Annotated in this window: 24 protein-coding genes; 7 read left to right on the forward strand and 17 right to left on the reverse strand. The window is 59.7% G+C overall.

What is annotated here, in order from left to right; all coding sequences use genetic code 11:
- Positions 1 to 208 precede the first annotated feature (208 nt).
- Positions 209 to 1,159, reverse strand: a complete 951-nt coding sequence (locus TSA1_RS09775; protein WP_100176163.1) for an N-carbamoyl-D-amino-acid hydrolase — start codon at positions 1,157 to 1,159, stop codon at positions 209 to 211.
- Between the two features lie 293 nt (positions 1,160 to 1,452).
- Here TSA1_RS09775 and TSA1_RS09780 point away from each other — a divergent pair, with 293 nt between their 5' ends.
- Both TSA1_RS09780 and TSA1_RS09785 read left to right on the forward strand, forming a co-directional pair.
- Positions 1,453 to 1,677: a hypothetical protein gene (locus TSA1_RS09780; protein ID WP_100176164.1), complete on the forward strand. Its 225-nt coding sequence runs from the start codon at positions 1,453 to 1,455 to the stop codon at positions 1,675 to 1,677.
- Positions 1,678 to 1,992: 315 nt separating this feature from the next.
- Complete coding sequence (locus TSA1_RS09785) at positions 1,993 to 2,319, forward strand: hypothetical protein (RefSeq protein WP_100176165.1); 327 nt, start codon at positions 1,993 to 1,995, stop codon at positions 2,317 to 2,319.
- A gap of 35 nt (positions 2,320 to 2,354) precedes the next feature.
- Here TSA1_RS09785 and TSA1_RS09790 read toward each other — a convergent pair whose 3' ends face one another.
- Positions 2,355 to 3,329, reverse strand: coding sequence for a tripartite tricarboxylate transporter substrate binding protein (locus TSA1_RS09790; RefSeq protein ID WP_100176166.1), 975 nt, complete (start codon positions 3,327 to 3,329; stop codon positions 2,355 to 2,357).
- Between the two features lie 219 nt (positions 3,330 to 3,548).
- Between TSA1_RS09790 and TSA1_RS09795 the strand changes: the two genes are divergently transcribed.
- Positions 3,549 to 3,947: a hypothetical protein gene (locus TSA1_RS09795; RefSeq protein WP_100176167.1), complete on the forward strand. Its 399-nt coding sequence runs from the start codon at positions 3,549 to 3,551 to the stop codon at positions 3,945 to 3,947.
- A gap of 1,238 nt (positions 3,948 to 5,185) precedes the next feature.
- On the opposite strand, the gene TSA1_RS09800 is transcribed toward TSA1_RS09795, so the two are convergent.
- Positions 5,186 to 6,388 carry an ABC transporter substrate-binding protein gene (locus TSA1_RS09800; protein WP_100176168.1) on the reverse strand — a complete coding sequence of 401 codons (1,203 nt, stop codon included), beginning with the start codon at positions 6,386 to 6,388 and terminating at the stop codon, positions 5,186 to 5,188.
- Between the two features lie 214 nt (positions 6,389 to 6,602).
- On the opposite strand from TSA1_RS09800, the gene TSA1_RS09805 reads away from it, so the two are divergent.
- Genes TSA1_RS09805 through TSA1_RS09815 form a run of 3 tightly spaced genes read left to right on the forward strand, consistent with a single transcriptional unit; the run spans position 6,603 to position 8,622 of the window.
- On the forward strand, positions 6,603 to 7,190 hold the full coding sequence (locus TSA1_RS09805; RefSeq protein WP_245448182.1) for a TetR/AcrR family transcriptional regulator: 588 nt from the start codon (positions 6,603 to 6,605) through the stop codon (positions 7,188 to 7,190).
- An 8-nt stretch (positions 7,191 to 7,198) separates the two neighbouring features.
- A complete protein-coding gene (locus tag TSA1_RS09810; protein ID WP_145984291.1) occupies positions 7,199 to 7,759 on the forward strand; it encodes an alpha/beta fold hydrolase in 561 nt (186 codons plus the stop codon).
- Between the two features lie 11 nt (positions 7,760 to 7,770).
- Complete coding sequence (locus tag TSA1_RS09815; protein WP_100176170.1) at positions 7,771 to 8,622, forward strand: alpha/beta fold hydrolase; 852 nt, start codon at positions 7,771 to 7,773, stop codon at positions 8,620 to 8,622.
- A gap of 481 nt (positions 8,623 to 9,103) precedes the next feature.
- Here TSA1_RS09815 and TSA1_RS09820 read toward each other — a convergent pair whose 3' ends face one another.
- From TSA1_RS09820 to TSA1_RS09870, 11 genes are all read right to left on the reverse strand, one after another.
- Complete coding sequence (locus tag TSA1_RS09820; protein ID WP_100176171.1) at positions 9,104 to 9,721, reverse strand: nuclear transport factor 2 family protein; 618 nt, start codon at positions 9,719 to 9,721, stop codon at positions 9,104 to 9,106.
- Positions 9,722 to 9,787: 66 nt separating this feature from the next.
- Positions 9,788 to 10,591, reverse strand: coding sequence for an IclR family transcriptional regulator (locus TSA1_RS09825; RefSeq protein ID WP_100181060.1), 804 nt, complete (start codon positions 10,589 to 10,591; stop codon positions 9,788 to 9,790).
- A 219-nt stretch (positions 10,592 to 10,810) separates the two neighbouring features.
- Positions 10,811 to 11,677, reverse strand: a complete 867-nt coding sequence (locus TSA1_RS09830; RefSeq protein ID WP_161497203.1) for a shikimate dehydrogenase family protein — start codon at positions 11,675 to 11,677, stop codon at positions 10,811 to 10,813.
- Positions 11,664 to 12,479 carry a sugar phosphate isomerase/epimerase family protein gene (locus tag TSA1_RS09835; protein WP_161497204.1) on the reverse strand — a complete coding sequence of 272 codons (816 nt, stop codon included), beginning with the start codon at positions 12,477 to 12,479 and terminating at the stop codon, positions 11,664 to 11,666. The genes TSA1_RS09830 and TSA1_RS09835 overlap by 14 nt, the downstream gene beginning before the upstream one ends.
- Before the next feature lie 80 nt (positions 12,480 to 12,559).
- Entirely contained in the window at positions 12,560 to 13,540 is a 981-nt protein-coding gene (locus TSA1_RS09840) for an alpha/beta fold hydrolase (protein WP_245448184.1), read from the reverse strand.
- A complete protein-coding gene (locus tag TSA1_RS09845) occupies positions 13,537 to 14,679 on the reverse strand; it encodes an epoxide hydrolase family protein (protein ID WP_100176174.1) in 1,143 nt (380 codons plus the stop codon). The genes TSA1_RS09840 and TSA1_RS09845 overlap by 4 nt, the downstream gene beginning before the upstream one ends.
- The gene (locus TSA1_RS09850) at positions 14,676 to 15,485 is read right to left on the reverse strand and encodes a sugar phosphate isomerase/epimerase family protein (RefSeq protein WP_100176175.1); all 810 of its coding nucleotides are present in this window, start codon (positions 15,483 to 15,485) and stop codon (positions 14,676 to 14,678) included. The genes TSA1_RS09845 and TSA1_RS09850 overlap by 4 nt, the downstream gene beginning before the upstream one ends.
- Positions 15,486 to 15,527: 42 nt before the next feature.
- Entirely contained in the window at positions 15,528 to 16,595 is a 1,068-nt protein-coding gene (locus TSA1_RS09855) for a Gfo/Idh/MocA family protein (protein ID WP_100176176.1), read from the reverse strand.
- Positions 16,596 to 16,614: 19 nt separating this feature from the next.
- Complete coding sequence (locus TSA1_RS09860) at positions 16,615 to 19,155, reverse strand: branched-chain amino acid ABC transporter ATP-binding protein/permease (protein ID WP_100176177.1); 2,541 nt, start codon at positions 19,153 to 19,155, stop codon at positions 16,615 to 16,617.
- Positions 19,152 to 20,021, reverse strand: a complete 870-nt coding sequence (locus TSA1_RS09865) for a branched-chain amino acid ABC transporter permease (protein ID WP_100176178.1) — start codon at positions 20,019 to 20,021, stop codon at positions 19,152 to 19,154. Before TSA1_RS09865 ends, TSA1_RS09860 begins: the two co-directional genes overlap by 4 nt.
- A gap of 65 nt (positions 20,022 to 20,086) precedes the next feature.
- A complete protein-coding gene (locus TSA1_RS09870; protein ID WP_100176179.1) occupies positions 20,087 to 21,355 on the reverse strand; it encodes an ABC transporter substrate-binding protein in 1,269 nt (422 codons plus the stop codon).
- A gap of 468 nt (positions 21,356 to 21,823) precedes the next feature.
- Here TSA1_RS09870 and TSA1_RS09875 point away from each other — a divergent pair, with 468 nt between their 5' ends.
- Positions 21,824 to 22,654, forward strand: coding sequence for an alpha/beta fold hydrolase (locus TSA1_RS09875; RefSeq protein ID WP_100176180.1), 831 nt, complete (start codon positions 21,824 to 21,826; stop codon positions 22,652 to 22,654).
- 1,642 nt (positions 22,655 to 24,296) lie between these two features.
- Here TSA1_RS09875 and TSA1_RS40915 read toward each other — a convergent pair.
- The 3 genes from TSA1_RS40915 to TSA1_RS09890 form a co-directional block, all read right to left on the reverse strand.
- Positions 24,297 to 24,446 (reverse strand): AMP-binding protein, encoded by a 150-nt coding sequence (locus tag TSA1_RS40915; protein ID WP_210421889.1) that lies wholly within the window; start codon positions 24,444 to 24,446, stop codon positions 24,297 to 24,299.
- 37 nt (positions 24,447 to 24,483) lie between these two features.
- Positions 24,484 to 25,371: an IclR family transcriptional regulator gene (locus tag TSA1_RS09885; RefSeq protein WP_245448186.1), complete on the reverse strand. Its 888-nt coding sequence runs from the start codon at positions 25,369 to 25,371 to the stop codon at positions 24,484 to 24,486.
- Between the two features lie 105 nt (positions 25,372 to 25,476).
- Positions 25,477 to 26,469, reverse strand: coding sequence for a Bug family tripartite tricarboxylate transporter substrate binding protein (locus TSA1_RS09890; RefSeq protein WP_161497205.1), 993 nt, complete (start codon positions 26,467 to 26,469; stop codon positions 25,477 to 25,479).
- Positions 26,470 to 26,502 lie beyond the last annotated feature (33 nt).

The following is a 26,502-nucleotide window of genomic DNA, read 5'->3' on the forward strand; positions in this document are numbered from 1 at the left end:
TCAAGTCGCCCCTCTTGGGTGAGCCGGGATGAGCGACACATACGCCGAAACCGAATTTCGGTAAAGTGGAATATTTTTGCGCGCGTGGATTGACAGCGGCCGACACAGGCTCGGTCCCGTAGCCCGGATGGAGCGGAGCGCAATCCGGGACGGAGCGGCCGGCACGAAGGCCCCGGATTACGCTCCGCTCCATCCGGGCTACAAACGTTCACAACACCGCCGTGCCATCCGCCATCGTCGTCACGCCCTTCCGCTCCACGATCATCCCATAGGCGTGGGGCTGGCGGTGGACGTCGAAATTGAAGGTGGTGCGCTTGTAGGAATTGCAGAGATCGAGATCGCAACGAGCGAGCGCGAGCTCGTCGCCCTTGGTGGTGCATCGCGCGATGATCTCGCCGGAGGGCGCGATGATGCAGCTGCCGCCGATGTGGTCCACGCCCTCCTCGACGCCGGCCTTGGCGACGCCGACCACGAAGGTGCCGTTCTGATAGGCGCCGGACTGCATGACGAGATGATTGTGGAACAGCGAGAGATCGTCATGCTCCGGCGCGGGCGGATTGTGCACCGGCGTGTTGTAGCCGATCATCACCATCTCGACGCCCTGCAGGCCCATCACCCGATAGGTCTCGCTCCAGCGGCGGTCGTTGCAGATCGCCATGCCCATCACGCCGCCGAAGGCGCTGGTGACGCCGAAGCCGCGGCCCGGCTCGAAATAGCGCTTTTCCAGGTGCTGAAATTTCCGCCAGGGCTCATGCTCGGCATGACCGGGCAGATGAACCTTGCGATATTTCGAGACGATCGCCCCGCTCTTGTCCACGAGAATGGACGTATTGTAGCGACGGACAATTCCGGCCTCGACCGTCAGCTCGGCATAGCCGAGACAGAACCCGATCCCAAGCTGGCGGCCGAGATCGAACAGGGCCTGCGTCTCCTCGCCCGGCATCTCGCGCTCGAAGAAGCTGTCGATCTCGGCCTGATCCTCGAAATACCAGCGCGGGAAAAACGTCGTCAGCGCAAGCTCGGGATAGACGATCAGGTCGCAGCCGCACGCCTTCGCCTCGCGCATCAGGCCCATCAGGCGGGCCACCACGTCAGTCCTGCTCTCGGTCCTCGCAATCGGGCCAAGCTGGCCGGCTGCGACAGTCACAAATCTTGCCACGCGTCATTCCCTCATTGTCCGGAGTGCGCTCCGGCCCAGAGCCTATCGAGCGGCGCACCGCGCGCCCAGGGCCACTTCGCCCCATCGTCGTGGCGGGACACAATCAAGTTTCGTGCCCGAAATTCCTGCGATGGGTATCATCGTGCAGGGTCTCATGCTCGCTCGCGAAAGATCCCGGGGAACTTCGTTGCGGATATGCAACGGTTCCCCACGGTCTGAAGCCGGACAAAACAAACTCCCATTCCGGCCACGAACCCCTCTCACAAGGCCGTGAGACTATCAGGGGAACGACGATGCGTGCACAACGCGTTTGGAAAGTGAATGGGGATGCCAGCATCGGGCACCTCCAATCGAGACTGGACGACCTCAACAAGCGTCTCGGTCAGCTCGAAAGCCAGCATCCTTCGAGCTGGAAGCTCGAAGAGCTCAAGGCCAGCGCGCTCAGCCTGTCGCGCGAGATCGACGACATCCGCTGCGCCGAGGCGACGGCGGCGTTGAGCGAGTTGCTGCGGAAATAATCAGCACACGGCGAGCCGATGGGTGGCTCGTAGGATGGGTAGAGCAAGCGAAACCCATCGATCCGTCTCGCGGAGACGATGGTGATGGGTTTCGCAAGGGCTCTACCCATCCGATGAACTCGTCGATTCGCGTCCCGCGCTGGAACCAAGATCCACCGACGCCATTTCCATGCAGAGCATGGAGCACGATCATGACCAGGCACCTGACGCGAACCGATCTCGCACGCGGCGTGGCCGGCGCGGTGTCCACGCTGGTCCTGTGCGCGACGGCCGCCTTCGCCCTCGCGCGCCATTTCGCGCTGTGAGGGATTTTGCATGACGTCCGATCCGGAGGAGCAGGTACGGCTGCAAGGCTTTGGCGAGATGACGTTGCGCACCGCGGTCGCGACGCTGATGCAGCTCGCGCCGCGCGAACGATCCGAGTCGGCCATCTTCCGCGTCCGCGATGGGGTGCGCCTGGCATCGAGCGAAGTCGCCGAGCTCGCCTCACACTGGGGCATCGAACCGGCGCCGAAGGTGCGATCACCGAGACTGGTGCCGGAACAGCATTGGCCGGACATCGTGCGCGGCATGGTGCGCGAGGCCCCGCTGCCGGCGCTGCTGGTGGCGTTTTTGGTGGGGATGGTGGTGGCGCGGCGGTAGGCTCGCGACGATCGTCGCGGCCTGCGGAGGATCGATCATTTCTGATCGCTTGCCCGCATCTGCTCGGCGAACGGACGCAAGGCATCGGACATGGCATCGAGGCGCTTCTGCCACTCCGCGCCCGGCAGGAATGCGATGACCGGCTCGTCGCCGGGCGAACCCGCCAGATATTCGGGATTGCGCAGGCCTTCGGCGATGCCGGCTTCCAGCTTCCTGACGATCTCGTCCGAGACGCCCTTCGGGACCGCGAAGCCGCGTTCGGCCGTCGAAATGACGGGGAAGCCCGCTTCCTCCGCCGTCGGAACGTTGGGCAGTGCGGGAAAGCGTTGCTTCGAGAGGATCGCGATGACCCGAAGCGGTCCCTTGTTGGTGCCATGCAGTTCGGGAATCTCGCTCAGACTGATCATCCCGACCTGGAGATGGCCGCCAAGCAGATCAGTGCGCTGGGCAGCAGTCCCTCTGTAGGAGATTTCATTGGGCTCGACCTTCGCAGCGGCCGCGAGCATGCGAATGGCCAGATGACCGTTGGTGCCGGCGCCGTTGTGACCGAAGGTCACCGAGCCCGGCTTGCTGCGAAGCGCGGCAACGACATCCGGCAGATTCTGGAATTGGCTATCGGCGGGCACCACGACCACGTTGGGATCCTCGACGGCGCGGGCGACCAGCCGGATGTCGTCCGTGCTGTATTGGGTCTTGCGGGTCATCGGCAGGAAGTTATAGCCGGGTACGTTGACCACGCCGATCAAATAGGCGTCGGGCGCGGCACGCGCGATCGAGGCAAAGGCGATCTCGCCACCCGCGCCGGGCTTGTTCAGGACGACGAACTTGGCCTTGCCGTCCAACGTGCGCTCGACGAACGGGAGCAGCTTCCGGGCCATGACGTCGGTCCCGCCGCCCGGCGCGAAACCGACCACGACTTCGATCGGCTTGTCCTCAGGCCACCCCGCCCATGCCGGGCCGCAATCAGCAAAGCCCAACGCTGCAACGAGCGCGACGATTGTCCTGTTCATGATTTCCGACCCTGCTTCTTGTTATTGGCCGATCGCGCCCTCGAACGCGCAACCGTCTAGGCGCTCATCTAGCCGTCGGCCTGAGCGGATGGCAACCGATCATCTCGAGTACAGGGATTGGGTCACGCGCAAGGCCTCGACGATGCCCCCGCCGCGGAGATGCACCGTCATCGAAATCCCGATAGCCTGCGCACCGGATCTGGGCGCGAGATATCCTCGATGGCGAAGGCAGCGATTGACGAACTGGAAGGCGGTGCAGCGCTGTGCGCCTGGTTCGAGGGTGTCCCCTCGTTCCACGATGCGACATTGCGGGAGCTGGAGCTTCGCCAAGGAGCGCCCGGCCGACTTGTCGCCCAAGCATTTGAGATGACGTCAGAGGTCGATGCGCGCGGCTATTTCGTGCTGACCAAGCATGTCGATGTCACGTTTACGATTTTTGAGCTGATCGAGGTCCAGCTGTCCGACTTCATGGAAGCCGGCATCATGTTCGGGCTCGACATCGAGATCGATCCCGGCGGCACGACGCTCAGCTTTGAGTCAAGCTATGGCGTGCACGGCCGGATCAGGGCCAAGCGGGTGGTGATTTCGTTCGAACCCCGGCCGGGCAGATCCTCCTGACCAAGAGCCATGCCCCCGGAACAGGCCGCCCTGCCCCGCCAAATCGGTCGTGGACCCGATGGTGAAATCGTTGCAAAAAGGCGTTCCGAGGCGCTGGCGGCCGGTCTGCCAAGCCTCTGGAAAACGTCGACTTTTGGAAGAATGGTCGGAGTGGCAGGATTCGAACCTGCGACCCCTGCGTCCCGAACGTAAGTAGCAAACGAAAAGATCAATAAAAACAGTGATGTTCGCTCGTAATTGACCACCTTTATCGCCCTTTGTTCACGGGGTTTCGGTGGTCAATCGGTGGTCAGCTTCGCCCTTTGATGAAAGTCAGAAGAGCCGCTGATTAAGAGACATGCTATGGCCGTTGATTCTTCCAGGGAATTTTTCCAACTGGGCCAAAATCCGATCATTAGAGATCAATGGCTTACAATGAGAAATCCAACTGCAAAGTTCGTCGTGGTTGGCAGATCGACATATTCGAAATATCGGGGGCTCGAGCCACTGGAGCGCTACCGCCTTTTCGCACACCAACCAAACCTACGATACTTCATACAATCTTGCGCATAGGGCAGTTCATGAGGCCTAAGGGCAAGGGCGGCTTTAATCTCATGCGGGAAATGCTGAAAGGCTTCGGGCTAACGATCGGGCGAAAGCGGCCTCAGGAGCGAAAAATCGCATTTTCGATGCCACCCTGAGAAGCAGTGCGGCGGAGAGAGTGTCAGTCAAGCCCCGTTGATAGATAAGGCATTTTTGGCTTAGACCGAAACGACCATTCGAGCTACAGCCGAAAACTGGCGGTTCGCCTCCGCATTTGGATGAAATCGTTGTCGCACACCGCCTCGAGCTTCCCAAGTTTTCGTAATCGCTTTGTCAATGAGCCCGCAAACTTTGGGCGCCGATCCCCCAGTTGGCTTAGGGGGCAATATTTTAGGCCGAATGACACCGCGTCTTTCGGTGCTCCAACACTTAGTCGGCGACCCGAATCCGCCGCGCGCGATTACCTCGTCGGTATTTGATCTAAGCTGGTCCTTAACCGTCGCTTCATTGATGCCTCGGAAAAACTCTCCAGGATCGACAATCACGTTCTTGCAGATGTCCGTCAACACCGCATCCTGGGAGATTTCATCTGGGATCGAAGTCGATATTGCCAGCGCATTGAAACCTCATCGCGTGGCGAACAGGTAATCGACACTTCATGAAAGTGGGGATCTGACGCGGGTCGCTTCTCCTCCAGCGCGATAGCGCCTATGTCATTAATTACCGAAACGTCCCTCGATCCATTCAAGTCCAGACATCCGGTCCGGAGGAGTTACGTTGTCGGGCGCAAACCGCTCAATATTCGTCAAATCTATCTCTTTGCTACCTGCTGGTCGTCGTACGGTCCCGTAGACCGCTTCGGCAACAGCCTGGCGACCGTTCGCGCGAGTCATCGAAATTGTCGATCCGATACCTTCAAACGTCGAGCCGGCCAGGGCCGATGCAACGTCCATCGTCGCCGCCCCTGCCCCGGCGCTATCCCAAGCGGCTTTCAAACCTAGCAGCGCATTGGCAATCCCATAGGATGGATAGATCGGCGCAATTTCATATCGATCACGATAGTTGGAGCAGAACCAGCGGTTCAACTCAGTGTCATGCGCCAGCAGTCCGTGCGAACCACGGCCCCCAATGATAGTGCCATCGGGAATTATCCCCGCCAACCGATGAAGACCGCTCTCTCCGGACACCAATAGCAAGCGTGCATCCGGTATCGTTGTTCGTGCGACTTCGACCAGACGGAACAGATCAACTCCCCAATTCCCGGAATGAATCAGTTGAGCCCCCTGCTCTTTCAGAAATTGGATCGGGTTTACAACGGCGCCGGAATAGAGCGGCGCAAAGTGACCTCCGACCTCCTGCGCATCAGGCAGGAGGACCTGCAAGGCGGCGCGAAATTCTTTCCAGCTATCCGTCCCCCAGAGATATTTTTGGTTGATACCACCAAAAGCCAGGCCGCAGATCCCGAGTTGGGCAGCCACGTAGCGCGCTGCGCCGACAGAATCAGCCGTTGTCGTCGTCTGGGTACGAAAGACCCAATCCCACTGACGTGCAAACAACTGACTTGCGCCGCCGCCGGAAACTACCGTTAGCAGGCCAAGTTCCTCGGCAACGGGAGCAATGGCCATCGCGACTGCGCTGCCCGCGTACCCGACCACGATATCCGCACCGTCAGCATGTATGCGCCGCAACAGCGCGATCTGTTCGTCTTCCGAGCCACTCTCGTCGTAGACCCTCAGTGACAGCTTGCGACCAGCGAAGCCCGAAGCAGCGTAAGGTTCCGGAAGCTCGCCTCCGGAATTGATGGTTTCGACCATGAGCTCCGCAGCGTTGCGTGCTGGAAAGCCAAAAGGCGCTGCTGCGCGCCCGGACAGATAAGTCACTACGGCGACATTCACTGGCCTGTTTGTATCCGTCACCATCTGTGCATCCCTGGTTAAAGGAATTCTTATTTTTGGACCATTCAGTCTTCATTTGCAAGCCCCTGTCCGTTGAGCTGCAGGGCCCGGAATGGCGTGTCGCCTTGGCAAACCCGTTCGTGCTGCCCAACACTTCCGCAATACCCCGGAAAACGGACTTGATATTCACGACCGCTTAGTCTAGATATGAATGATGATACGAGAGACTTCGCAGCGGATGCGCGGCCGTCCGAGAGAGTTCGATCCCGATGACGCTGTCGAAAGCGCCATGGGCGTGTTCTGGACATCAGGTTATCATGCGACGTCGCTTCCGGAGTTGCTTGAGGCGACGAATCTTTCTCGCGGAAGCCTCTACGCCGCCTTCGGCGACAAGCACGGGCTGTTCTTGCGTGCGCTCGACCGATACATCGCAGACTCCTTGACACGCCTGGATGCCGACCTTGATCCGCGCAAAGACGTGTTGGACGGCATCCGGGCGTGCCTTGCAAGATACGTTGAGCGAACCAGCGGGGCTGGCGCCAAGCGCGGATGCCTGATTGTGGCAACCGCCATGGAATTGGGAAGTCAGGACGTCGAAGTGGAACAGCGCATTCGACGCTTCTTCAAGGCGATGGAAGCGCGGCTGACAACGGCATTGGAACGCGCGAAGTCCGAGCGACGATTGGCTGACGAGGTCGAGCCCTCGACCGTCGCGCGTCTCATTATGTGCCTGCTCGAAGGCATGCGCGTCGTCAGCAAGACAAACGCCGACCGCAGCTCATCACAAGCCGTCGTCCAAACCCTTCTTGACCGCTTCGTAAGGTGACACTTTCCATGGTTTTGTCGCCAACGCGCTGGCATATTTTTGGACCAAATGGTCGTCAATATGCTTCCGAAGAGGCAATGGATGTTTCGAAAGGCGGAAGCTGGTACTTCGGCTTCAACATGGCCGGTGACATCTCGGAGGAATTGGTCCGGGGACGAGAGAAATTGTTCGTCGATCACTTCATGAGACGCGAGAAGGTCGGTCTGTTCGAATCCAATTCAGTGAGCGACGCGGACATCGAATTCTACGCGCGCGCGCTTCAGCGGCCTGGAACACTGAGATCGTCGTTCAGCTATTACCGTACGTTGCCGATCGTCCGAAGCGACAATTCGGTCTGGGGACAAACGCCGCTTCCGATGCCGGCTCTCGCGATCGGGGCTGATTGGGGTTACGGAGCCGCGTCCGAGCAGACGTTACGTCGGGTGGCCAAAGATGTTCAAGGAGCCATCATCGAACGCTGCGGACACTATCCCGCGGAGGAACGTCCGAACGAACTGGCTCGCTGGATCGCCGATTTTCTGGCGAACACGCCATCCGCCACGCATCCAGCGCAACGCAAAGTTCAATAAAGGGGTCAACAATGAATTCTGAACTGGACGGCTTCCATCACAAATTGCTGCGTGTGGGCGACGTAAAGATTCATGCCGTCGTAGGGGGTGATGGACCGCCGCTCGTACTGCTCCATGGGTGGCCACAGACCTGGTGGGAGTGGCGTAGGGTCATGCCGGTACTTGCCGAGCATCATACCGTGGTTGCCCTCGATCTACGCGGAGCGGGGCACTCCGACTGCCCCCAGAGCGGCTATGACAAGGCAAGCCTGGCCGAAGACGTGCACGGGGCGATGGTCGCGCTTGGTTTTAGCCGCTACGCCGTCTGCGGCCATGACATCGGGGCAATGGTTGCCATGGCATTGGCTTTCACACACCGCGAATCCGTGACCCGCGTTGCCATCCTCGATGCGCCGATGCCCGGATGGAGTCAGTGGGAGGCCAATTTCGCCGATCCGATGGTCTGGCATTTCGCATTCCATATGAAGCGTGATTTGCCGGAACGCCTGATCTATGGGCGCGAATTCGACTACGTCTCGACTTTCTTCGCCGATCGTACTTTCAACCACGGTGCACTGCCGGCCGAGGAAGTGGAAACCTATGCGCGAGCTATGGCTCATCCTGGCAACACGCGTGGTGGCCTCGAATGGTATCGCGCATTCCCAATCGACCATGCCAACGCACTCGACTGGAAGCGATCTCCCTTGACGATACCTGTTCTTGCATTGGGAGGCGATCACAGGTGGGGACCTAAAATCGTCGGCATGCTGGAGGAATTCGCCGACAACGTCTCAGGCGGCAGTATCCCGGACTGCGGCCACTGGATGGCGGAAGAGCGGCCTGCTGAGACGGCCGATGCGCTTCTCAAATTCTTCGCGAAATGACGCCTTGGGCGATCGGCTCCCGTCGAAGCTAAGGCTATCGGCGTCGGCGTGCCAGAATTCGACTACTGCGTCCAAGATCGGCTTTCCATCGATACCGCCGAGCTTGCCCTCGACCAGAAGCGGCGCGCCGCGTCATGCGTCCGGAGATGTCGTCGCCGAGTGCGAACTCCCGGTGCGGAGCCTTGCCAAGGCCGATGGTCGATCCACCGCCGATGGCGACCAGACTGTCACACTCTGCCGCACGCAATTGGGGAGAGCGCTGTTTCGGTAACACCGAGCGGAGTGTGCATCGCCGCTTCCGCGAACACCGCCCGGGCTGCGCAATCCGATACAGCACGCAGCGCGAGAGCCTTTTGGTCCGCAGTGCAAACGACAAAGGCCCGGCGACAGCCCAACCGCTCCAACTCTGGTGCGACCTCGCGTACCCTTCCGGAACCGAACAGCACACGTGCCGGATTGGAGACGTAGGCGAAAGGAGAGGCTAGAGCCTTGCCCCGCGAAGCCATGCGGCACCGCGACGATAGAGCTGCTCTACCTCTTCGCCCTTGAGGCCGGGCATATCCGGTTTAACGGTGTAACCAATGCGGGTCTGCATATAGGCGAGATGACGGTAGCCTTCGGGAAAGCGAGCGAGCAAGGCGGCGTCGAGTTCCAGCTTCGCCGCTGGCGAGACCGGATCGATTCTATCCTTCTCATAGATCGGCTGCCTCAGCACGATGCCCCAGCGATTGTTCCGCTTTTCCAGGAAATCATAAAAGCGGCCGGTGCAGACGACATCGCAGGTGACACCTTCAACATCGCCGCGCTGAGAGATTGTCATTTTGGTCTGCGAAATCGCGCGGCTTCCGCTGACCTCAATCGATATTCCTCCGAGAAAATGCAGGATGCTGACGCCACGCGCCCAGCCCTCCTGGCTGACGCGGATGAACTCGTCGCCGCTCCCCTGAAACCAGGTCGCCATCATGCGTCCGTCAGGGTGCCATACCTGACGAAATCGCTCCCAATCGCCAGCGTCGCGCCAAACGACCCAGTTCTCGAGCAAATCACGGATCTGTCGGCGATCTGCCAACTGGTCGTCTGATTTCACTGCCGCATCCATGCCAAGTCACCACGTTCTTAAATGTGAACATGTTCTTGTACATGTACAAAGCAGCGAATGTCAATCTTAGCGGACGTCGGGTTCTGATCGCGCCGTCCGCGGGTTTACGAGGAGTTGCCGCAGCAGATCATCCCGGGTCTGGATCAGTGCCTGTTCTGCCCTACGCTGCATTTCGGGATTAAACCGGGAGGCCGGAATTGCGACGTTGATTGCGCCCAGTGGTTCTCCACCCGGGTCGAGCACCGGAACTCCTATGCCGACGATTCCCGGGGTCCACTCCTCGAGCGAATATGCGATGCCCTTGGCGCGGATCTTCTCGATCTCCTGACGCAGGACCTTGACCGAGTGAATTGTTTTTGGGGTCGCCCGCTCAAACTGCACGCGGCCAAGATATTCTTTCTGAAAGCTGCTCGGCATGTGGGCCAAAATTGCCTTCCCCCCGGAGGTCGCATAAAGCGGCGCCAAATCACCTAGTCGCATATGGGTGACCAACCTGTGCGGTCCGAGAACGGTCGCCGCGACCTCGGCCTCATCGCCCCTCAGAAGGTTTAGCGCGCTGCTTTCGCCGGTCTTGTTCGTTAGCTCCGCCAGGAACGCTTCGGACTGGGTCGCCAGGTCACGCATCCGGCCCGCGCCCTGCGCCAGACGAAGCAATGCTTCGCCTAAGCGGTATCCACGCCCGTTCGCCGTGACTTCGACATACCCGCGCGCAATCAGATTCTTCAGTAGCTGAGAAAGGCTGCTTTTCGGAATCCGCAACATGTCCGCAATTTCACTGTGCGACATTTCGCGTCCCGCGTGGGATAACAACTCGAAGAGATCGAGCACGCGATCGGCAGACTTGACTGCCGCCAGTCCCGTATCAGACATCAGAGACATCTCCAGTTCACATATATGAACCAATCTGTCATTCTGCCTTGTATGTCAACGCGATGCTGCCGGCGCCAAGATGGGAATGGTAGGAGCACCCGCCCACCGACGACCCGGACCTGCTAACGATCCAACGGGTCAAGATATGCGCCAGCCCCTATTCTCCGCGGTCAGGCGGCGGTTGACCATGATGCTCTCCATCGACGGCTGCCGCCTGCCTTAGCGAGCCGCCGACGCTCCGACAACCAGGTTCTCCCGAAAGAACTCAATTTGGGCGTCGAGCTGATAGAGCATCACGGCTTCACCGAGCTGGATCTCGCATCCCCGCGCCCTCGCCTGCTCCAAAAATGACGTCACCCGCGGCTTCATGACTACATCGGCAACCAACATCTCCGGTGACAGCAGCGCCGGATCCAACGGCAGAGCGTCGTCGGGTCGCATACCGAGAGGCGTGGCATTCACCACCAGCCTAGACCCGCGGGGATCAGGCGTATCGGCCGCGGTCACAGGGTAATCGGCCCGGCTCAACCGCTTGACGAGCGCGCTGGCACGGTCGGGGGAGACATCGAAGATGCGTACCACTGCGCCAGCCATAGCCAGTTCCGCGGCGACCGCGCAGCCAGCGCCGCCAGCCCCGATCACGAAGGCGCTCTGGCCTTCTGGATTAAAACCACGCTGTTTTAGCCCCCGCACGAAGCCTACGCCATCGAGAATGTCGCCACTCCAGGAGCTATCCGCTTCGCGACGCGCGACATTGATAGCACCGACCAAGCGCGCGCGCTCGGAGCAGTGGTCAACCAGCTCAGCCATCGGAATCTTGTGCGGCACCGTGATGACCAAACCGTCGAGGTTTCTGATCAGCTTCAGGCAGCCGAACGCGATTGGCAAGACGACGGCCGGCACATGCAGTGGTACCAGGGCTGCGTTGAGGCCCGCGTGGCGCAGACGCTGCGTCATTGGAGCAGGAGCGCGCACCTGCGACACGGGATCGCCGATCAGCCCCAAGATGCGCATCTCACCGTTGGGAAACTCGTTGGCCGGATCTATTTCTCCCGATGCCATGGCCGAGGATTCAATGCCAGTCATAGCGGTGCAACTCTCGCAGAGCGTCGGCCATATCGGCATCTGGTGTTTCGGAGATCAATTCCACGATGCTCGTCCCCGAGAAATTGATCTCGCGAAGTGCCCGCGCGACCGCGCCGAAATCAACGGCAGATCGTCCGATCGGAGCGTGGTCCCATTTGCTGCGGCTCGCGTCGGAAAGATGGACTTGGCACAACCAGCGGCCAGCAGTCCGGATGGCTTGGGTCTGGTCTTCGCCGACAAACTCTCCATTGGCGACGTCATAGGCGATTCCAAGATGATCGCTGCCAAACGCATCCAGGAACGTCACCATCTGCTTCACGGTTGGCATCGAGCTCATATGGTGATTTTCAAGGATCAGGCGCACGCCCGCGCGCTCGGCGTGCGGAAGAAGTATTTCGAGACCGGCCTTCAACCAGCCATGCGCCGCTTCGAGTGGCGGCGGCACGAAGTTGGCGCGTCTGCCCGGAACTACAACGATCATCGGCACGCCGATCTCTTCGCAAAGGTCAATGACGTCGAGAAACTGCTGAACCGAGTATTCGCGCATCTGTGGTGTAACACTGCACAGATTTTGATCGGTGCTCGGTAAATTCAGAGAATCAAAGCTCAGGCCTTCGCTGGCGAGGAAAGTACGAAGCGCGCGACGCTGAGCAAGATCGATATCATATGGCCAAAGATGTGGTGGGATCGTGAGGACGTCAAAGCGACTGTAACCCAGGGCCTTCAGCCGCCGAAGAGCTGCTTCCAGATCAAATGTCTGCAGATAGGTCCATGTACTGGCCCCAAGACGAAGAGTTTCCACGTAAGCTGACCTTTCAAAGTGTCGGGGCGCATTGCGCCCGCGGAATCGACGAAGTCCATCATCTATCGACAGAGGCCCAATCACGCGGTGTTGCGCTTCAAAGAAGCCTCGAGAAACGGCACGATCTTTTCAATGACCTCTCCAGGCGCCTGCTCCGGCAAAAGATGTCCGCAGGAGATATCGAATCCGCTCACGTCGTCCGCCCAGCGGCGCCAGACATCGGCGGCCGTCAACACCCCGGTTTCCATTCCACTGGCAACGAGGCGTTCGTCGGCCCAAAGCACCATGACAGGACAGGCGATCTTGCGTCCCGCTGCGCGATCAGCTGCATCATGATCTAGATCGCTTTCATAGGCGGAACGATAGTCCTCGATCATAGCTCGACGCACGGAGCTATCGCGAAATGCTTCGCGATAAGCAGCTACGGCAGCGGGATGCAGCCTCTCGATTCCACCTGCCATCTGGTTCAATGTGGCCTCAAGAAAAGCATCAGGATCAGCCGCCAGCATCCGCTCGGGCAAATCGCCCGGTTGAAGAAACAGAAACCAGTGAAACGCACCTTTGGCGAACTGCCGGTCGACCGCAGACCAAACATCCAGCGTCGGTACGACGGCGAGCGAACAATAGGCACTCACACGGTCCGGATGGTCGAGCGCAAGCCGATAACCGACACGCGCGCCCCGATCGTGTCCAACAACGGCAAAGCGATCGTGCCCCAAGGACCGCATCATCGCGACGAGCTCCGCGCCCACTGCTCGCTTGTCCCATGGCCCCGCATCCAGAACTCGGCTCTTCCCGTAGCCCGGGAGATCGGGCGCCACGACGGTATAACGCTTCGCCAACGCTGGGGCGACATCGTGCCAGGTGGCGTGGCTTTCAGGGTAACCATGGAGCAGAAGGAGCGGTGGTCCCTCTCCGCCTGTTACGCCCGCAAAGCGCACGCGCGAGGTTGGGCGATCGAGCGGTGAAAAACCTTCGAACAGATGCGGGGCTCGGCTCATCTTGATCAGTCTCACTTGGAACAGGTTTTCGCTTTGGCTTGCCTCAGCCGAGAAAATCATCGAAATGCACGAACGAAGGCCAGAAGGTCATCGGCTAGCAGTTCTGGTTCTTCGGTCGCCATGAAGTGGCCGCCACGCGGCAGGACGCTCCAGCGCGAGATCTCGAATTGCCGGCGGGCAAAAGATTCGGGCGGAATGCCACCGATCTCCGCGGCCGACAGGTAGAAACCAACGGGCACCTTGACCTGAGGCCCTTCTACCCTTGCGCCGGGCGGCCAGTCGTAGACAAAATATGGCAGGAACGAAGTGGCGATCGTATTGGTGATCCAGTAGAGCGTGGCATGGCCGAGGATGACGTCCATGACTTCAGGGCTCGCGAGATTCAGTTTATCGCTCCAGGAAGACCATTTCTCACCCAACCATGCGATGAGCCCTGCGGGGGAATCGCTCAGGCCATAGGCAAGACTGAGCGGTTTGGTTTGCTGAACATGCATGTAGCCGCCTTCCATGGCGGCCCATTGGTTGCGTGCGTCGAGGTACGCCTGTTCGTCCGGCGTCGCGGCGGCTTCGCCCGGCAGCGCCACCCGGAGCGCGTTCGAACTGACATGAATAGCCAGCACGCGTTGCGCATGCCGCACGCCCAGCCAGGACGTCACCCGCGCCCCGATATCGCCACCACTGGCGAAGAACCGCTCATACCCAAGCCAGGTCATCACACGCGCCCACAGGTCGGCAATCGCGGCGCCGGTATATCCGCCAAGAGCGCTGGGTGGGGACGAGAATCCGAACCCGGGCAGCGAGGGAATGACCAGATGGCAGGCATCTTCGGCTCGCCCTCCAAACCGCTCTGGTTGGGTCAGGCGCTCAATTAACGGGACGATCTCCAGGAAGGTACTGGGCCAGCCGTGGGTTATGATGACGGGCACTGCTTGGGGATGCGGACTTCGAACATGGACAAGATGGACGCTCACATCGTCTATGGTGAGGAACTCATGAGGCAAAGCGTCGATGCGCTGCCGCCAGGCGGCGAAGTCAAACTCATTCGCCCAATACTGGACCAGGCGCCTGACATCATCTGAGCTTGCGCCGAGCGAGCGATCGTCTCCCGCATCGTAAGACGGCCAGCGCGTAGCGCGAAGCCGAGCACGCAGATCGGCGATCTTCTCGGCGACCTCTGAAGGAGTGGCGATGCCGGTCACTTGACACCCAACTCTTCCAGCAACCGCCTTGTCCCCGCGATTGCCAGGCTTGCGCGTGCAGCCGGAGCCAGACCACTCCGTCGCTCGTTAGGCGCCTCGATGGCGATCGGTGTGTCCCGAGGGAAGGCTCTAATAAACTCACCGAGCCAAAGGCTGCCTTCACCCGGATAAAGTCGCCCTCCCCGCGCCTCGGAACGCACTCCTTCAGGCGCCGGGGGGACGGCGGGCGCATCGCACAGATGCATGTACGAGAACAGCGCCGGATCATATTGCGCCAGATCCGCCGGGGTTCCGCCTGAACGGCTCAGATGCAGGGCATCCACCAACACTCCGGCATTTGCGGGCCCAACGTCTTTCAGCAAGGCAACTGCTTCCGCCAGTGAGCGGATTTCCGAGTACGGGAGGAATTCCAGCATTACCCGTATTCCCCTGATGTTGGCCGCTGCGCACAACCGGGAAAGGTTATCCGCAAGACGACCGCGATCAGGATCGCGCCCGGCCACAACGACGTACTTGGCGTTCAGTTCGACTGCGACATCGAGAGCGGGCTCCAGCGCGGTGACATCGCTTTCAGCCGAAAGCCAGATCGCCTCCACATCGAATATCCTGAGACCCGTGTCCGCGAGCCGGCTTTTGATGCGTCGCATCATGTCGGGATCGCCGATGACCGGGACGATATGATCGGTCGGGAACGGCGCCACGATGCGTAGCCCGACCGCGTCATACCCCCCGATCTGCGCGGCCTCGATCAGCGTGATAGGGTCAGCGTCAATGACCGTGAAGTGAGCTAGGGAAAGAAGTGGCATACTTGATCCTTGAGGATGGGAGCCGACCAGGTACGGCTTCGCTCACTGTTCGCTCAGAACAATCGTCCGGCCTGACGCTGCCGCGTCCTTCACGGCCAGCGTCGCCTGGAGCGTACGGACCCCATCGAGACCCGACACAAGCGGAGCTTCCTCGCGGCGTATCACTCGGGCGAAATGTTCGATCTGGCGGACATAAGTGTCACCGCCTTCAGCCATCAGCGTCTCTGCATTGAGATCGCTCCGCCAGCCGGGCTCGACCGTGCCGTGATAATTGTAGTACTGGAGCGTCGGAAGCGTCACGGAGCCTTCCGTCCCGGCAAATACATGCGAACTGACCTTCTGCCGCTTCATCCGGTCCGAAGTTCCTAGCATCAGGTCGAATTCGCCCGAGGCCAGATCCCACGAGAACGGGGTAACGGCGGTATCTGAAACGCTAATGGTTGCTATGGCGCCGCTGTGGAACTGCAAAAGCACCGCGGCAGTGTCCTCAACGGGGAACCCGCGCACCGCATTCGAACTCAGGGCCTGAAGCGAACGGATCTCACCAAATAAAAAACGGATCAGGTCAATCTCGTGAATGAGATTGATCAGGATGGGTCCGCCACCGGCCTGCCGCCGCCAATCAAGATCAAAATAGCTCGCCGTCTTCAGTTGATTGTACATGACTGTCGCTGTGACCGGCCGTCCAATGAGCCCGTCACGAATGGCCTGACGCACACGCTGCACGGCGGTATTGTGACGGCGATGGTGGCCGACCAGAACTGGCACATTCTGCGCCTCCGCTGCCCTGCACATTCCGCGGGCGGCCTCGACTTCATCGGCCACAGGCTTCTCGACCAAAACCGGAATGCCTCGCTCGATACAGGCGAGCGAAACCGGCACATGCTGCGCGTTCGGCACAGCCACAACCACGCCGTCCAGCTTTTCCTTCTCCAGCATTTCGCGGTAGTCCGCATAGGCAGGCACGCTTTCGGCGCGAGCGAACTCCAGCGCCGAGGGCGTCGGGTCAGAAATGGCAACCAGTGTCGTTTCCGATGACTCCCGGATTACCTTCCAATGTGCTTTTCCGATCGTGCCAAGGCCGACGATTCCAATACGCATTGAAGCCATTTAACTTCTCCTTACCTAGTTACGCGATTGCTTGCCTGGCGACCGCAGCTGACGCATCGTCCTGGACGACGCCGAGCAGCCTCGCTTGAAGCGCATGGTCTTCCGCCAACGTCCGGGCCGCTCCTTCGAATGCGACCGCGCCGTTGACGAGCACGTACGCCCTGTCGACGATGGTCAGGACGGTCTCGGCATGATGCTCCACCACGATCATCGCAATCTTCCCGCGTAGCTTGACGAGCGCCTCCATCACTTCACTCACGACCGCCGGTGCGAGGCCCTCGAACGGCTCGTCGAGCAAGATCAGCTTGCTGGGAACAACGAGCGCGCGCGCAATGGCGACCATCTGCCGCTCGCCTCCAGACAGGTTCTCCGCCCTCGCCTTTTGACGGGTCCGAAGGCGCGGAAATAGCTCGAACACCTCCGCGATACCGATGCCACCCGGCCGCATCGCGAGTTGAAGATTCTCCAAAACAGTCAGGTTTGGAAACAGACGGCGCCCTTCCGGAACGAGCGAAATACCAAGCCGGTTGATCTGATACGGCTTCAGCCCGTTGAGTGTCGTACCGTTGAACGTGACCGTACCTGCGGTCGGCGGTAAGCTACCCGTGAGCGCGCGAAGCAGGGTCGTCTTGCCGACACCATTGCGGCCAAGAAGCGCGACCGCTTCACCTTCATGGATCGCGAGGTTCACGCCGGAGAGCACCGTGCTTCCAAAATAGCCGGCAGCTACGCCTTGGGCATCCAGCAGCCTGGACTCCGGGACGCGAGAGAGCCGCTCGACCGTTGGACGCACTTGCGCCTCGCTCCCCCTGCTAGCGCCCAGATAGGCTGCGACCACTTCCGGATTTTTGGCCACGTCTGCCGGCTTACCATCCGCGATAATGCGTCCCTGATGCAGGACCGAGATACGGTCCGAGATGGCCAATACTCTGTCGATGTCATGTTCGATGAGCAGCACCGCATGTTTTTCCGAGAGCTTCTTGATCAAGTCGGCGACAACGACCCGATCGGCTTCCGCCAGACCAGCGAGCGGCTCGTCAAGCAAGAGCAGCTTCGAGTCGATTGCGAGGGTCACGGCAATCTCAAGCAGCCGCTTCGCTCCGTGGGGGAGTTCCGCTCCTAGATCCGCCGCCCGCTCGACCAAACCCACGGCATCAAGAATGGACCACGTTCTGTCGTTCAGAGCCGTGATACCGTGAGCGTCGAAGAACAATCCACCCAGGCCGTGACGCTGAGCCTGCACGGCTACTCGCACGTTCTCAAAGACACTCAGGTTCGGGAAGATTGATAGAATCTGGAACGAACGACTGATTCCGAGACGCGCGCGGGCGTGGATCGGCAGGTTCGTGATATCCCTGTCCTCGAACAATATCTGGCCGCCACTTACCGGCAACACCCCTGTGAGCATGTTGTAAAGGGTCGTCTTTCCAGCTCCGTTTGGGCCGATGATGCTGTGAAGCACAAAGGGTCGAATCTGGAGATCGATCTCCCTGGCGGTAACGAGGCTACCGAAATTCTTCGAGAGTTTCCGCGTTTCGAGGAGCGGCCTGGTCGCGTCGATTGCCAACGCAGCGCTTTCGTAGGGTTCAATTGCGTGAGGTCTGGGCGGAATTGCGTTGTCCGTGAGCGTCCAACGCTGACGACGCGTCATCCGTTGCGCCAAACCGTGGATGCCTTCGGGCGATAGCAACGCGAACAGGATCAGCACTGGCGCAAACATCAGCCACCAGTTCTCGGTAAGCGCCGACAGCCTGTTCTCCAAAATGATAAAGGCGATCGCGCCCCAGAGCGGGCCGAGGAAATGATGCACGCCACCGAGAACCGTCATCAGCAAGCTGTCGCCCGCATGCTGCCAACTTAGATTGTCGGCATAGACTCCTTGCAGCATAACAGTCAGAAGAGCACCGGCGTAGCCAACGACCGCGGCCATGAGTGAAAACGCGCCGAGACGGACAAGGTAGACGTTATAGCCCAGACTGCTGGCCCGCTGCTCGTTGTCGCGCACGGCCTGGAGTACGCGTCCAAAGGGCGCATGCGCCAGTCGCCATATGAGCCACATGGCGACAACCACGGTCACAACCACAAAGACATGGAACGAGGTATCCTTGGCAAAATTGATGCGCGGGATGCCCTGAATGCCATTCTCACCGCCGGTTACCGAGGTCCATTTAAACGCGATTTCGAATGCGATCTGCGAGAACGCCAGCGTCAGCAAGGAAAAATAGAGACCCTTGCGACGCAGGATGATCGCGCCGATAGCAAGCCCGAGCAGGATCGAGAACAGGACTGACAACGCCAGCGCGGCAAACTCGTTACCCACGCCGGAGAGCAGAAGAAATGCCGCCGCGTAGCTGGCACCGCCGAAGAAGACGGATGCGCCGAACGGAACAAGGCCCGTATAACCGACGAGCAGATTCACGCCAACTCCGTAGAGCGCATATATCGCTATTTGCGTGACGAGAGACACCGGAGCGCCGAGCCCGAGCCACAGGACAGTCAAAGCACTGAGAACGGCGGCAACCCACAGAACCGGATGTCGCGAGAGCGAGCGGACTTTCATTCGAACCTTTCCCACTTTTCGCCGAAGAGGCCGCGCGGACGAACCAGCAGGATGACTGCCATCAGGACGTACATCGCTGCACTGGACCAATCGGGATAAAACTGAATGGTCATCGCCGTCACTACGCCGACAAGGACGCCGGCAATGATCGCTCCGGCATACGATCCCAGACCGCCGATAGTGACTATGACGAAGGCAGGCATGATCGCGCCCGCGGCCATCGACGGATTGACGGTCCACAGCGGACCGGAAAGCATGCCCGCGAGACCGGCAAGGAGGCAGCCGATGCCGAAAACGCTGCTCAGTACGATCGGAAGATTGATTCCGAGGAGTCCAACCATCTCCGCATCGCGCGAGCCGGCGCGAATAATCCGCCCGAACGGTGTGTATTCAAGAAAACTCCAGAACGCGACCAGCGCGAAGACCGTCACCGCCAGGACGACGATACGGTATTTGGTGATCAATACCGGACCATATTCGACGAACCCCGCAAGGAATCTGGGTGGATTGAAAGGCAGAGGAGCGGCGCCGAACACAAGGCGAAGGATCGCTTCGAAGAACAAGGCCAGCGCAAACGTCAGAATCAGACCGAGAAGCGGCTCCTTTCCGTAGAGTCGTCGTATCAGCACAAATTCGACGAGCATGCCGATAAGACCGGTAAGCAACGGCGCCAGCAACGCCGCTCCCCATCCGAAATCCCGGTTCAGCATCAAGGCAAGATAGGCGCCGATGGCAAAGAAGGCGCCATGCGCAAAGTTCACGATGCCGAGCATTCCAAAAATGACTGAGAGTCCTACGGCGATAAGAACGTAGAGGAAGCCCAGAACCAGGCCGTTTACGGCCTGAGACAAGATCAAGTCAAACATAGAGTGCTCCTATTGAAGGAGCCGCATCTTTCCAGCCGGAATTGCGGCGTCGCCTCACCCGAGGTCTAGAGCGTGTCCATCTTGCACGCGCTTTGGGCCTGCGCGCCGAAGACCTTCTCGATCTCGGCGTCGTTCGAAGGCGTCTCGGCGAGAATGTCGAAGTAGTCCCATTTGTCGGTGATTTTGGGTTTGATACCGACGACGAGCAGACGATTGACCATCTGATGATCAAATGCGCGGTAACCCGCCTTTACGCCACCGCGCTGAACGCCCCAATTTTCGAGCGCGTCTACAATTGCTCCGGGCTCGGTCGCTTTCGCAGTCTCAACCGAATCGAGCAATGCGTTCATTGCCATCCATCCCATCCAGGTCTTGTCGGCTGCGGGACGCTTGTATTTTTTCTCATATGTTGCCGCCATCATCTGCTCTTCGGGCGGATTGTTGGGGTTCTTGTGGTACCAGTTGATCGTGAACAGGCCGTCCGCCGCTTCTGGACCCACGCCCCAGAGATCCGTGGCGCCGACGGCAATTTCGGCGAACGGAATCTTGCCTTTCATACCCAGTTCGTTCCACTGCTTCAGAAACGTGGAGATATCGTTGCCCGGCACCCCACCCACAACGACGTCCGGCTTGGCGGCGCGGATCTTGAGAATAAATGAGCTGTAGTCAGCTGTGTTGACCGGGACCTCGTCGGCGCCCACGAGCGTGATTCCATTCGCCGCACTGAATTCGGTGAAGGAACGCTTGATGTCTTGCCCGAAAGCAAAAGCTGCAGTCAGCAGATACCACTTCTTGCCAAGCCCCGCACAATAGGGCGCGAGAACGCGGGTATGAACGTCTGCCGGGGGCTGCAGGCGGAAAGTGTATTTGTTGCAAAGCCGCCCGGTTAGATCGATCGCCCCCGCGTTGGCGGCGACGAACGGGATCTTCGCCTTTTTAGCGACCGCGGATATTGCGAGCGCGCTCGAACTTAAGGAGCCGCCAACAATGCCGACTACGTTATGTTCGCCGACCAGGCGCTCGGCGTTTTGCTGCGCCGCTTGTGACGTCGGCTCATCGAGCCAAATGACCTCCGCCTGACGACCCAAAAGGGTGTTGTTGCGGGTCTCAAGAGCCAACAAGCTACCTTGCGCCATGTATTCCGCCTGATCAGCCACGGCTCCGGTCTTGGCGTAGATCATTCCAATCCTGATCGGATCCGCAGCGGCGGCACTCCCAATGTAGGGCATCCCAAGCTTCGAAGCCGCAGCGTGAGCCAGCGCGAAGCCGCCCGCACCTCCAATCAAGGTTCGGCGATTAATCTTGGTCAAATGGCGCAACGAATTGGACGACATAACTACCTCCCTCACTGGTTTCCGCTTACGGCTCTCTGGAGCTCTTGGACGGTCGCGCTAGTTGTACCTGTATATGAACATGTTTTGCTATATGTACAACTAGGCAAGAAGTCAACGTGGCACGAACTGCCGACCCGACAAACATTGCATTTAACGACCAATTGGTCTATATGTTTGTAAAGCATGGGCGCAGCTAGCTCGCGGATAAGCCCCCCAAGAGGCGCTAGTGCGCTGCACTGCAATTCATCGCTGTTTTCTTGCGGCGGCGGACGATTGACCTCGCCTGTTTGCTGCCGAGAGAAGAAGCACGCTCAAGCTGCGATCCAGGCAAATCTGTTTTCAAACGCGTCGCGAAGATCACTTTTGAGCGTCGACGTGTGCAAGCAATTGAGATTGCGGCAGACCATCGTACATGTATAAGAACTAGTTCTCTTATGAGAACTTCATTCAGTCAGAAGGTGAACGCGCATGAATCGTAGACAGTTGATCGGCAACGCTGTAGCTGGAGCCGTTGTCACTGGCTCCCTGCTCACGAGCTCAAACAGCGCGAAGAGCGCAGAGACCAGAGCGCCGCTTACCTTTGTACTCGTGCACGGAGCGTGGCACGGGGGCTGGTGTTATCGTGACGTTGCCAGTGAACTTCGCTCCATGGGACACACGGTATTTACCCCTACCCTCACGGGCTTGGGAGAACGCGCGCACCTCAACGGTCAGGACGTCACGCTCGAGACCCACATTCGTGATGTCTGTGGGGTCATCGAGGCGGAGGAACTCTCCGACGTGATCCTTTGTGGCCACTCTTACGGAGGGATGGTGATAACGGCGGTCGCCGACCGGATGGCTTCGCGAATCCGGACATTGGTGTACCTGGACGCCTTCATTCCCGAGCATGAGCAGTCACTGAATAAGTGCCTCGAAGTTGCTTTATCACGCGAGAACTTCAAGGCGTTCATTGAGGGATTTCGGGGAAGTGCCATCAAGAACAACAGCGGTCTGATGGCACCTGTTCCGGCCGAAGGCTTCAATGTCATCGAGCAGAAGCGCGCGTGGGTTGATCGGCGGTGCGTACCTCAAGCGCTGGCGACCTTCGAAATGCCAGTGCTGCTAACCGGCGCCAGCTCCACCATAAAGGAGCGTGTCTTCATTTTGGCCGAGGGTTGGGATCCAAGCCCGTTCCGCTATTACGCAGCGAAGGTGGCCGGGTTGCCGGGCTGGCGTGTTACCAAAATGCCTTGTGGACACGACGTCATGGTGGACATGCCGGTCGAACTCGCCCGCGAACTTGTGAAGCCGGCCTAGAGGCGTCGGTCTACACGCAAAAACTAAATCTTAGCATATCCTTGCACATATTTTGGTGCTGCCCGATAAAACCTGGCTGTCCGGGGAAAGCTACCTGCATTCAACTTCCCAGACTGGTCGGCTTCATAGCCGACCGCTTTTTTGGGACTTCGATCTCACAAAGCTTCAGCTTCTTGAAAGGCAGATTGTCTAGGGCACCAGATGCCCCGATGATTCGGCCAAAATGTTGGACGGAACCGGCTGGGTCATGGCACCGAGATATGCAAAGCCAGCCTTCACCCTGCCATCGCCAGAAACTCATTGATCCCCGCGTTGAGCCGTTGAGCGCGTCGACGAGGGGTTGAGCAATGTTCCCCAAACGCCCAGAAGCCGCAGCATCCGCTGGCTTCGTAGCCGGAAAGAAACTCGGCTAGTGCGGGGCCGCGTCGTCGATCAGTCGGTTATCTCATGACATATTGCCCGACTGCTGCGGGCACGTAGGTGACCTTGGTGGACACAAAGCGTTACAAATCCGCGAGACACGTATCGAAGGAGCGTGATGACCAACGACTTTGAAAAACTCTCCCGGGATTACATCGCGTTTCTGAACAGCCAAGACTGACAAATCTCGGCGGTTTCGTTCAAGATAGCGTTCGTCGAAACAGCGAGGCACTGGGCCTAGTCGGATACCGACGGATGCTGAAGGCAACTTTGAGCAGGTACTGTGAATCGGCGTGGGGTCTCGACGCCGATCGGCACGATAAGTCTCTGATTCACATGACATCGAAGGGGGCGTGCTTCGGTGCCGATTCACAGTCTAATTCTGACTGATCCAACTTGTGCAGCGCCCGCACTCGCATGCAGAAGACCATCATGTGCTGGCGCTTCAGGCGTTTCGTTCTCGCGACCGCGCAATCGCCCATTCGATTCTCTACCCGCGGATCGCGGCATCAGCGATGACGTAACCTCCTCTCCGAAGCGACACTGACGTGCAAGCGCGCTCCGTGGACCATTTTGCATGGACTATTGTTCGCCGCGACCCGCCGCAAGTCCCGATAGTCGTTTGAACCCGCATTTTGCGAGGTTGAGCAATTGGTCGATTCTGCTTCTGCTGCCGAAGATCTCGTCTATGCCCGGTTCTCGGTGGTGCATGGGTCGATGAGCAATGTCTGTTTTGGTTGGGCGCTGAAAACGTCCAACCAAACGTCCCGTTCTGATGCTCATTCGCTGCAAGCTATTGAAAAGCTTGGTGGGCGCACCAGGGCTCGAACCTGGGACCCGCTGATTAAGAGGCGTATGATTTTGGCGTCAAATCAAGGCCTATTCCAACAAGTAGACGGTTTATCGTGCATTGGACCCGCAATAGGATTCCCCATTGTCGGAACGACGCATTCTTGCCCCGAAGCAACGAACTGACATTGGCCGTCACTGCAGACTATGCAAACGATGTCGATCATGAGGAAGCAAACCCGCCGAGGCAGCCTGTCTGCCACGAACTTGGCCCGAGCGGCGCCGCGAGCTTCTCCGCGACCTCCTCAGTGGGCGCCACGGGCTGCGCGTAGAAGCGGCGCATGTCGCGACGGGCGAGCGGCAGCTTCAGCTCTTTGGTGCAGGGCCGATCGTACCACGCGGTTTCAGCTTCGTATCACGGACGCTACCCGGGCTATGGCCGAGGCGAACGAGGAATTTGCATGATCATCCAGTAGTCATGCGTAAGCATGCAGCCCTTCGGAAAGCCCGTGGTGCCGGACGTATATTGTAGGTTCAGAAGGTCGTTCCGACCAACCGCAGACGGCGCATCGCCGAGGCGCATTGGGCCGCGCTTCACGTCGTTTTCGCCGTCAATCCGATTACTTCAGGGACTCGCTGATCAGGTCCGTGGTCTTTTGGACGACCTCGATCAGCGCCTCTTCGCGCAGCATTGCCATGCGTCCGAGATCACCGATCAACGTCAGACTGCCAATCACGTCGCGATCGCCGCCGAAGATCGGCGCCGAGATGCCTTCGATGCCGCTATTCAACTCGCCCTTGGTCAGACTGTACCCGGCTTTGCGGGTGCTCAGCATCGCCTCGTAGAACGTTGGCCAATCCTGCGCCAGCGCATCCTTGTCGCCGTTCGCTCGCGCCTCCTCGTGAAGCTTCCGCAATCGCGCGGCGGGCAGGAATGCGACGATGGACTTCGAGCTGGAGCCGCGAAACAGGGGAAGCGGCCGGCCGCGGCCGAACTTCAGCGTTCGGCCAGAGCCGCCGGTCTCGATGTGGACGGTGATGATCGTCCGTCCATAGAGCTTGCTGAGGAGAACCTCGAGGCCGGTCTGCCTGGAGAGCTCGGCCATCGGCCCGGCCGCGGCGACGATGACGGGATCGCACTCCCTGATCTGCAGATCCAGCTCCATGATCCGCGGCCCCAGGGCGAATCCCCCCTTCCAGCGGATGAGCAGACCTGCATTCGTGAGTTGCTTGACGTAGCGATAGGCGGTGCTGGTGGGAACGCCGGCCCTTTCGGCGATTGCCTCGGCAGACAGCACCGGCTCGGCTCTGCTGAAGAACTGGAGGGTCCCCAGCATGCGGGACAGGCTCGAACCGCCCTCGTCGCTCTTCTCGCCTCGGGTGGCGACGGGCTTGCGAGCACTGATCTGGCTCTTGGCCGGTTTCCTGGCAGGCCTTTGCGCTTGCCCGATGACCTGGTTTCTGGGGCGGGCCTTCGCCTTCGACAGCTTTGACACCTTCTTGATCATGCTCAACCTCCCCTGCGGGAGGTACCCAATAATGCCCATTCTGTCGAGCCTCAGGCGCCTGGTGTCCCGACGAGCAGACGGCCGAGTGATGGCACGGCGTGCCGCTCAGTTGAGACTGATTCCCGTCTGCTTCAATATGTCGACGGTGCCGGCCCAGGAATCGTTCCAGACGTCCATCTCCTTGCCCGGAGCGATCGCCACCTCCTGAAGCCCCAACTCGCGCAGCTTGTCGCGCATCTCCGGCTGCCGCATGATTACGCCGATCTTCTCGCGCAGATCTGCGGTGACCGCGTCGGGAAGATTGGCCGGCGCGAAGATGGCGAACCAGCCGGGATTCTCGAGCCCTGTAATCCCACGCTCTTGGAAGGTCGGGACGTCAGGAAGACTGGCCAATCGTTCCTTGCCCGTGATCGCCAGCGCTCGGAGCTGCTTTCCTTCGACGAAGCTGCTGATCCCGGCCACCGTCAGGAACACACTGTTGATGGTGCCGCTGAGCAGATCCGTGACTGCCGGCGCCGAGCCCTTGTAAGGCACGTGGACGAGCCGTAGCCCGGTGCGGGCGGCGAGCAGCGCGCCCATCAAATGCGGCGACGAATGGACGCCGAAAGTGCCGAAGGTCAGATCGACGTCCTTCTTCTTCAGGAACTGCTCCAACGTCTTGAACTCGGAGGTCTCGTTGACCGCGAGCACCAACGGCGTGCCGGCGAGGATCGCCACCAGTTTGAACTTGCTTCTCATCGCGTCCGCGGCGCTGCGATCCGGCAGCAGCAACGGTGCGATCACGTGCGTTGAATTGCTTCCGAGCATCAGGGTCTGACCATCAGCCTTGGCTTTCTCGACGAACTGACTGGCGACCAGTCCGTTGGCGCCGGGCCGGTTGTCGACGATGACCGTCTGCTTCACCGCGGCTCCGAGCTTGTCGGCGACCAGCCGGGCGAGAACGTCGGTGCCGCCGCCGGCTGCGAACGGCACGACCAGGTTGACGGGACGGCTCGGCGCAAAGCCGGGCGCGGCGGCCTGGGCGCGCGCCCGTCCATGAAGGCCGCAAACCAACAGTGCGGCAAGCGCCATGACCGCAAGGCCCTTATGGCGGCGCATGGTGCGAGATCTCGTCTTGCGGAGACTGGACTG

It is taken from the genome of Bradyrhizobium nitroreducens (assembly GCF_002776695.1).
Taxonomy (GTDB): Bacteria; Pseudomonadota; Alphaproteobacteria; order Rhizobiales; family Xanthobacteraceae; genus Bradyrhizobium; species Bradyrhizobium nitroreducens.

Coding starts and splice junctions, on each gene's coding strand:
- TSA1_RS09780 (WP_100176164.1), top strand. CDS start 1,453: ATGCGTGCACAACGCGTTTGGAAAGTGAATGGGGATGCCAGCATCGGG.
- TSA1_RS09785 (WP_100176165.1), top strand. CDS start 1,993: ATGACGTCCGATCCGGAGGAGCAGGTACGGCTGCAAGGCTTTGGCGAG.
- TSA1_RS09790 (WP_100176166.1), bottom strand. CDS start 3,329: ATGAACAGGACAATCGTCGCGCTCGTTGCAGCGTTGGGCTTTGCTGAT.
- TSA1_RS09795 (WP_100176167.1), top strand. CDS start 3,549: ATGGCGAAGGCAGCGATTGACGAACTGGAAGGCGGTGCAGCGCTGTGC.
- TSA1_RS09800 (WP_100176168.1), bottom strand. CDS start 6,388: ATGGTGACGGATACAAACAGGCCAGTGAATGTCGCCGTAGTGACTTAT.
- TSA1_RS09805 (WP_245448182.1), top strand. CDS start 6,603: ATGCGCGGCCGTCCGAGAGAGTTCGATCCCGATGACGCTGTCGAAAGC.
- TSA1_RS09810 (WP_145984291.1), top strand. CDS start 7,199: ATGGTTTTGTCGCCAACGCGCTGGCATATTTTTGGACCAAATGGTCGT.
- TSA1_RS09815 (WP_100176170.1), top strand. CDS start 7,771: ATGAATTCTGAACTGGACGGCTTCCATCACAAATTGCTGCGTGTGGGC.
- TSA1_RS09820 (WP_100176171.1), bottom strand. CDS start 9,721: ATGGATGCGGCAGTGAAATCAGACGACCAGTTGGCAGATCGCCGACAG.
- TSA1_RS09825 (WP_100181060.1), bottom strand. CDS start 10,591: ATGTCTGATACGGGACTGGCGGCAGTCAAGTCTGCCGATCGCGTGCTC.
- TSA1_RS09830 (WP_161497203.1), bottom strand. CDS start 11,677: ATGACTGGCATTGAATCCTCGGCCATGGCATCGGGAGAAATAGATCCG.
- TSA1_RS09840 (WP_245448184.1), bottom strand. CDS start 13,540: ATGATTTTCTCGGCTGAGGCAAGCCAAAGCGAAAACCTGTTCCAAGTG.
- TSA1_RS09850 (WP_100176175.1), bottom strand. CDS start 15,485: ATGCCACTTCTTTCCCTAGCTCACTTCACGGTCATTGACGCTGACCCT.
- TSA1_RS09855 (WP_100176176.1), bottom strand. CDS start 16,595: ATGGCTTCAATGCGTATTGGAATCGTCGGCCTTGGCACGATCGGAAAA.
- TSA1_RS09860 (WP_100176177.1), bottom strand. CDS start 19,155: ATGAAAGTCCGCTCGCTCTCGCGACATCCGGTTCTGTGGGTTGCCGCC.
- TSA1_RS09865 (WP_100176178.1), bottom strand. CDS start 20,021: ATGTTTGACTTGATCTTGTCTCAGGCCGTAAACGGCCTGGTTCTGGGC.
- TSA1_RS09870 (WP_100176179.1), bottom strand. CDS start 21,355: ATGTCGTCCAATTCGTTGCGCCATTTGACCAAGATTAATCGCCGAACC.
- TSA1_RS09875 (WP_100176180.1), top strand. CDS start 21,824: ATGAATCGTAGACAGTTGATCGGCAACGCTGTAGCTGGAGCCGTTGTC.
- TSA1_RS40915 (WP_210421889.1), bottom strand. CDS start 24,446: ATGCGCCTCGGCGATGCGCCGTCTGCGGTTGGTCGGAACGACCTTCTG.
- TSA1_RS09885 (WP_245448186.1), bottom strand. CDS start 25,371: ATGATCAAGAAGGTGTCAAAGCTGTCGAAGGCGAAGGCCCGCCCCAGA.
- TSA1_RS09890 (WP_161497205.1), bottom strand. CDS start 26,469: ATGCGCCGCCATAAGGGCCTTGCGGTCATGGCGCTTGCCGCACTGTTG.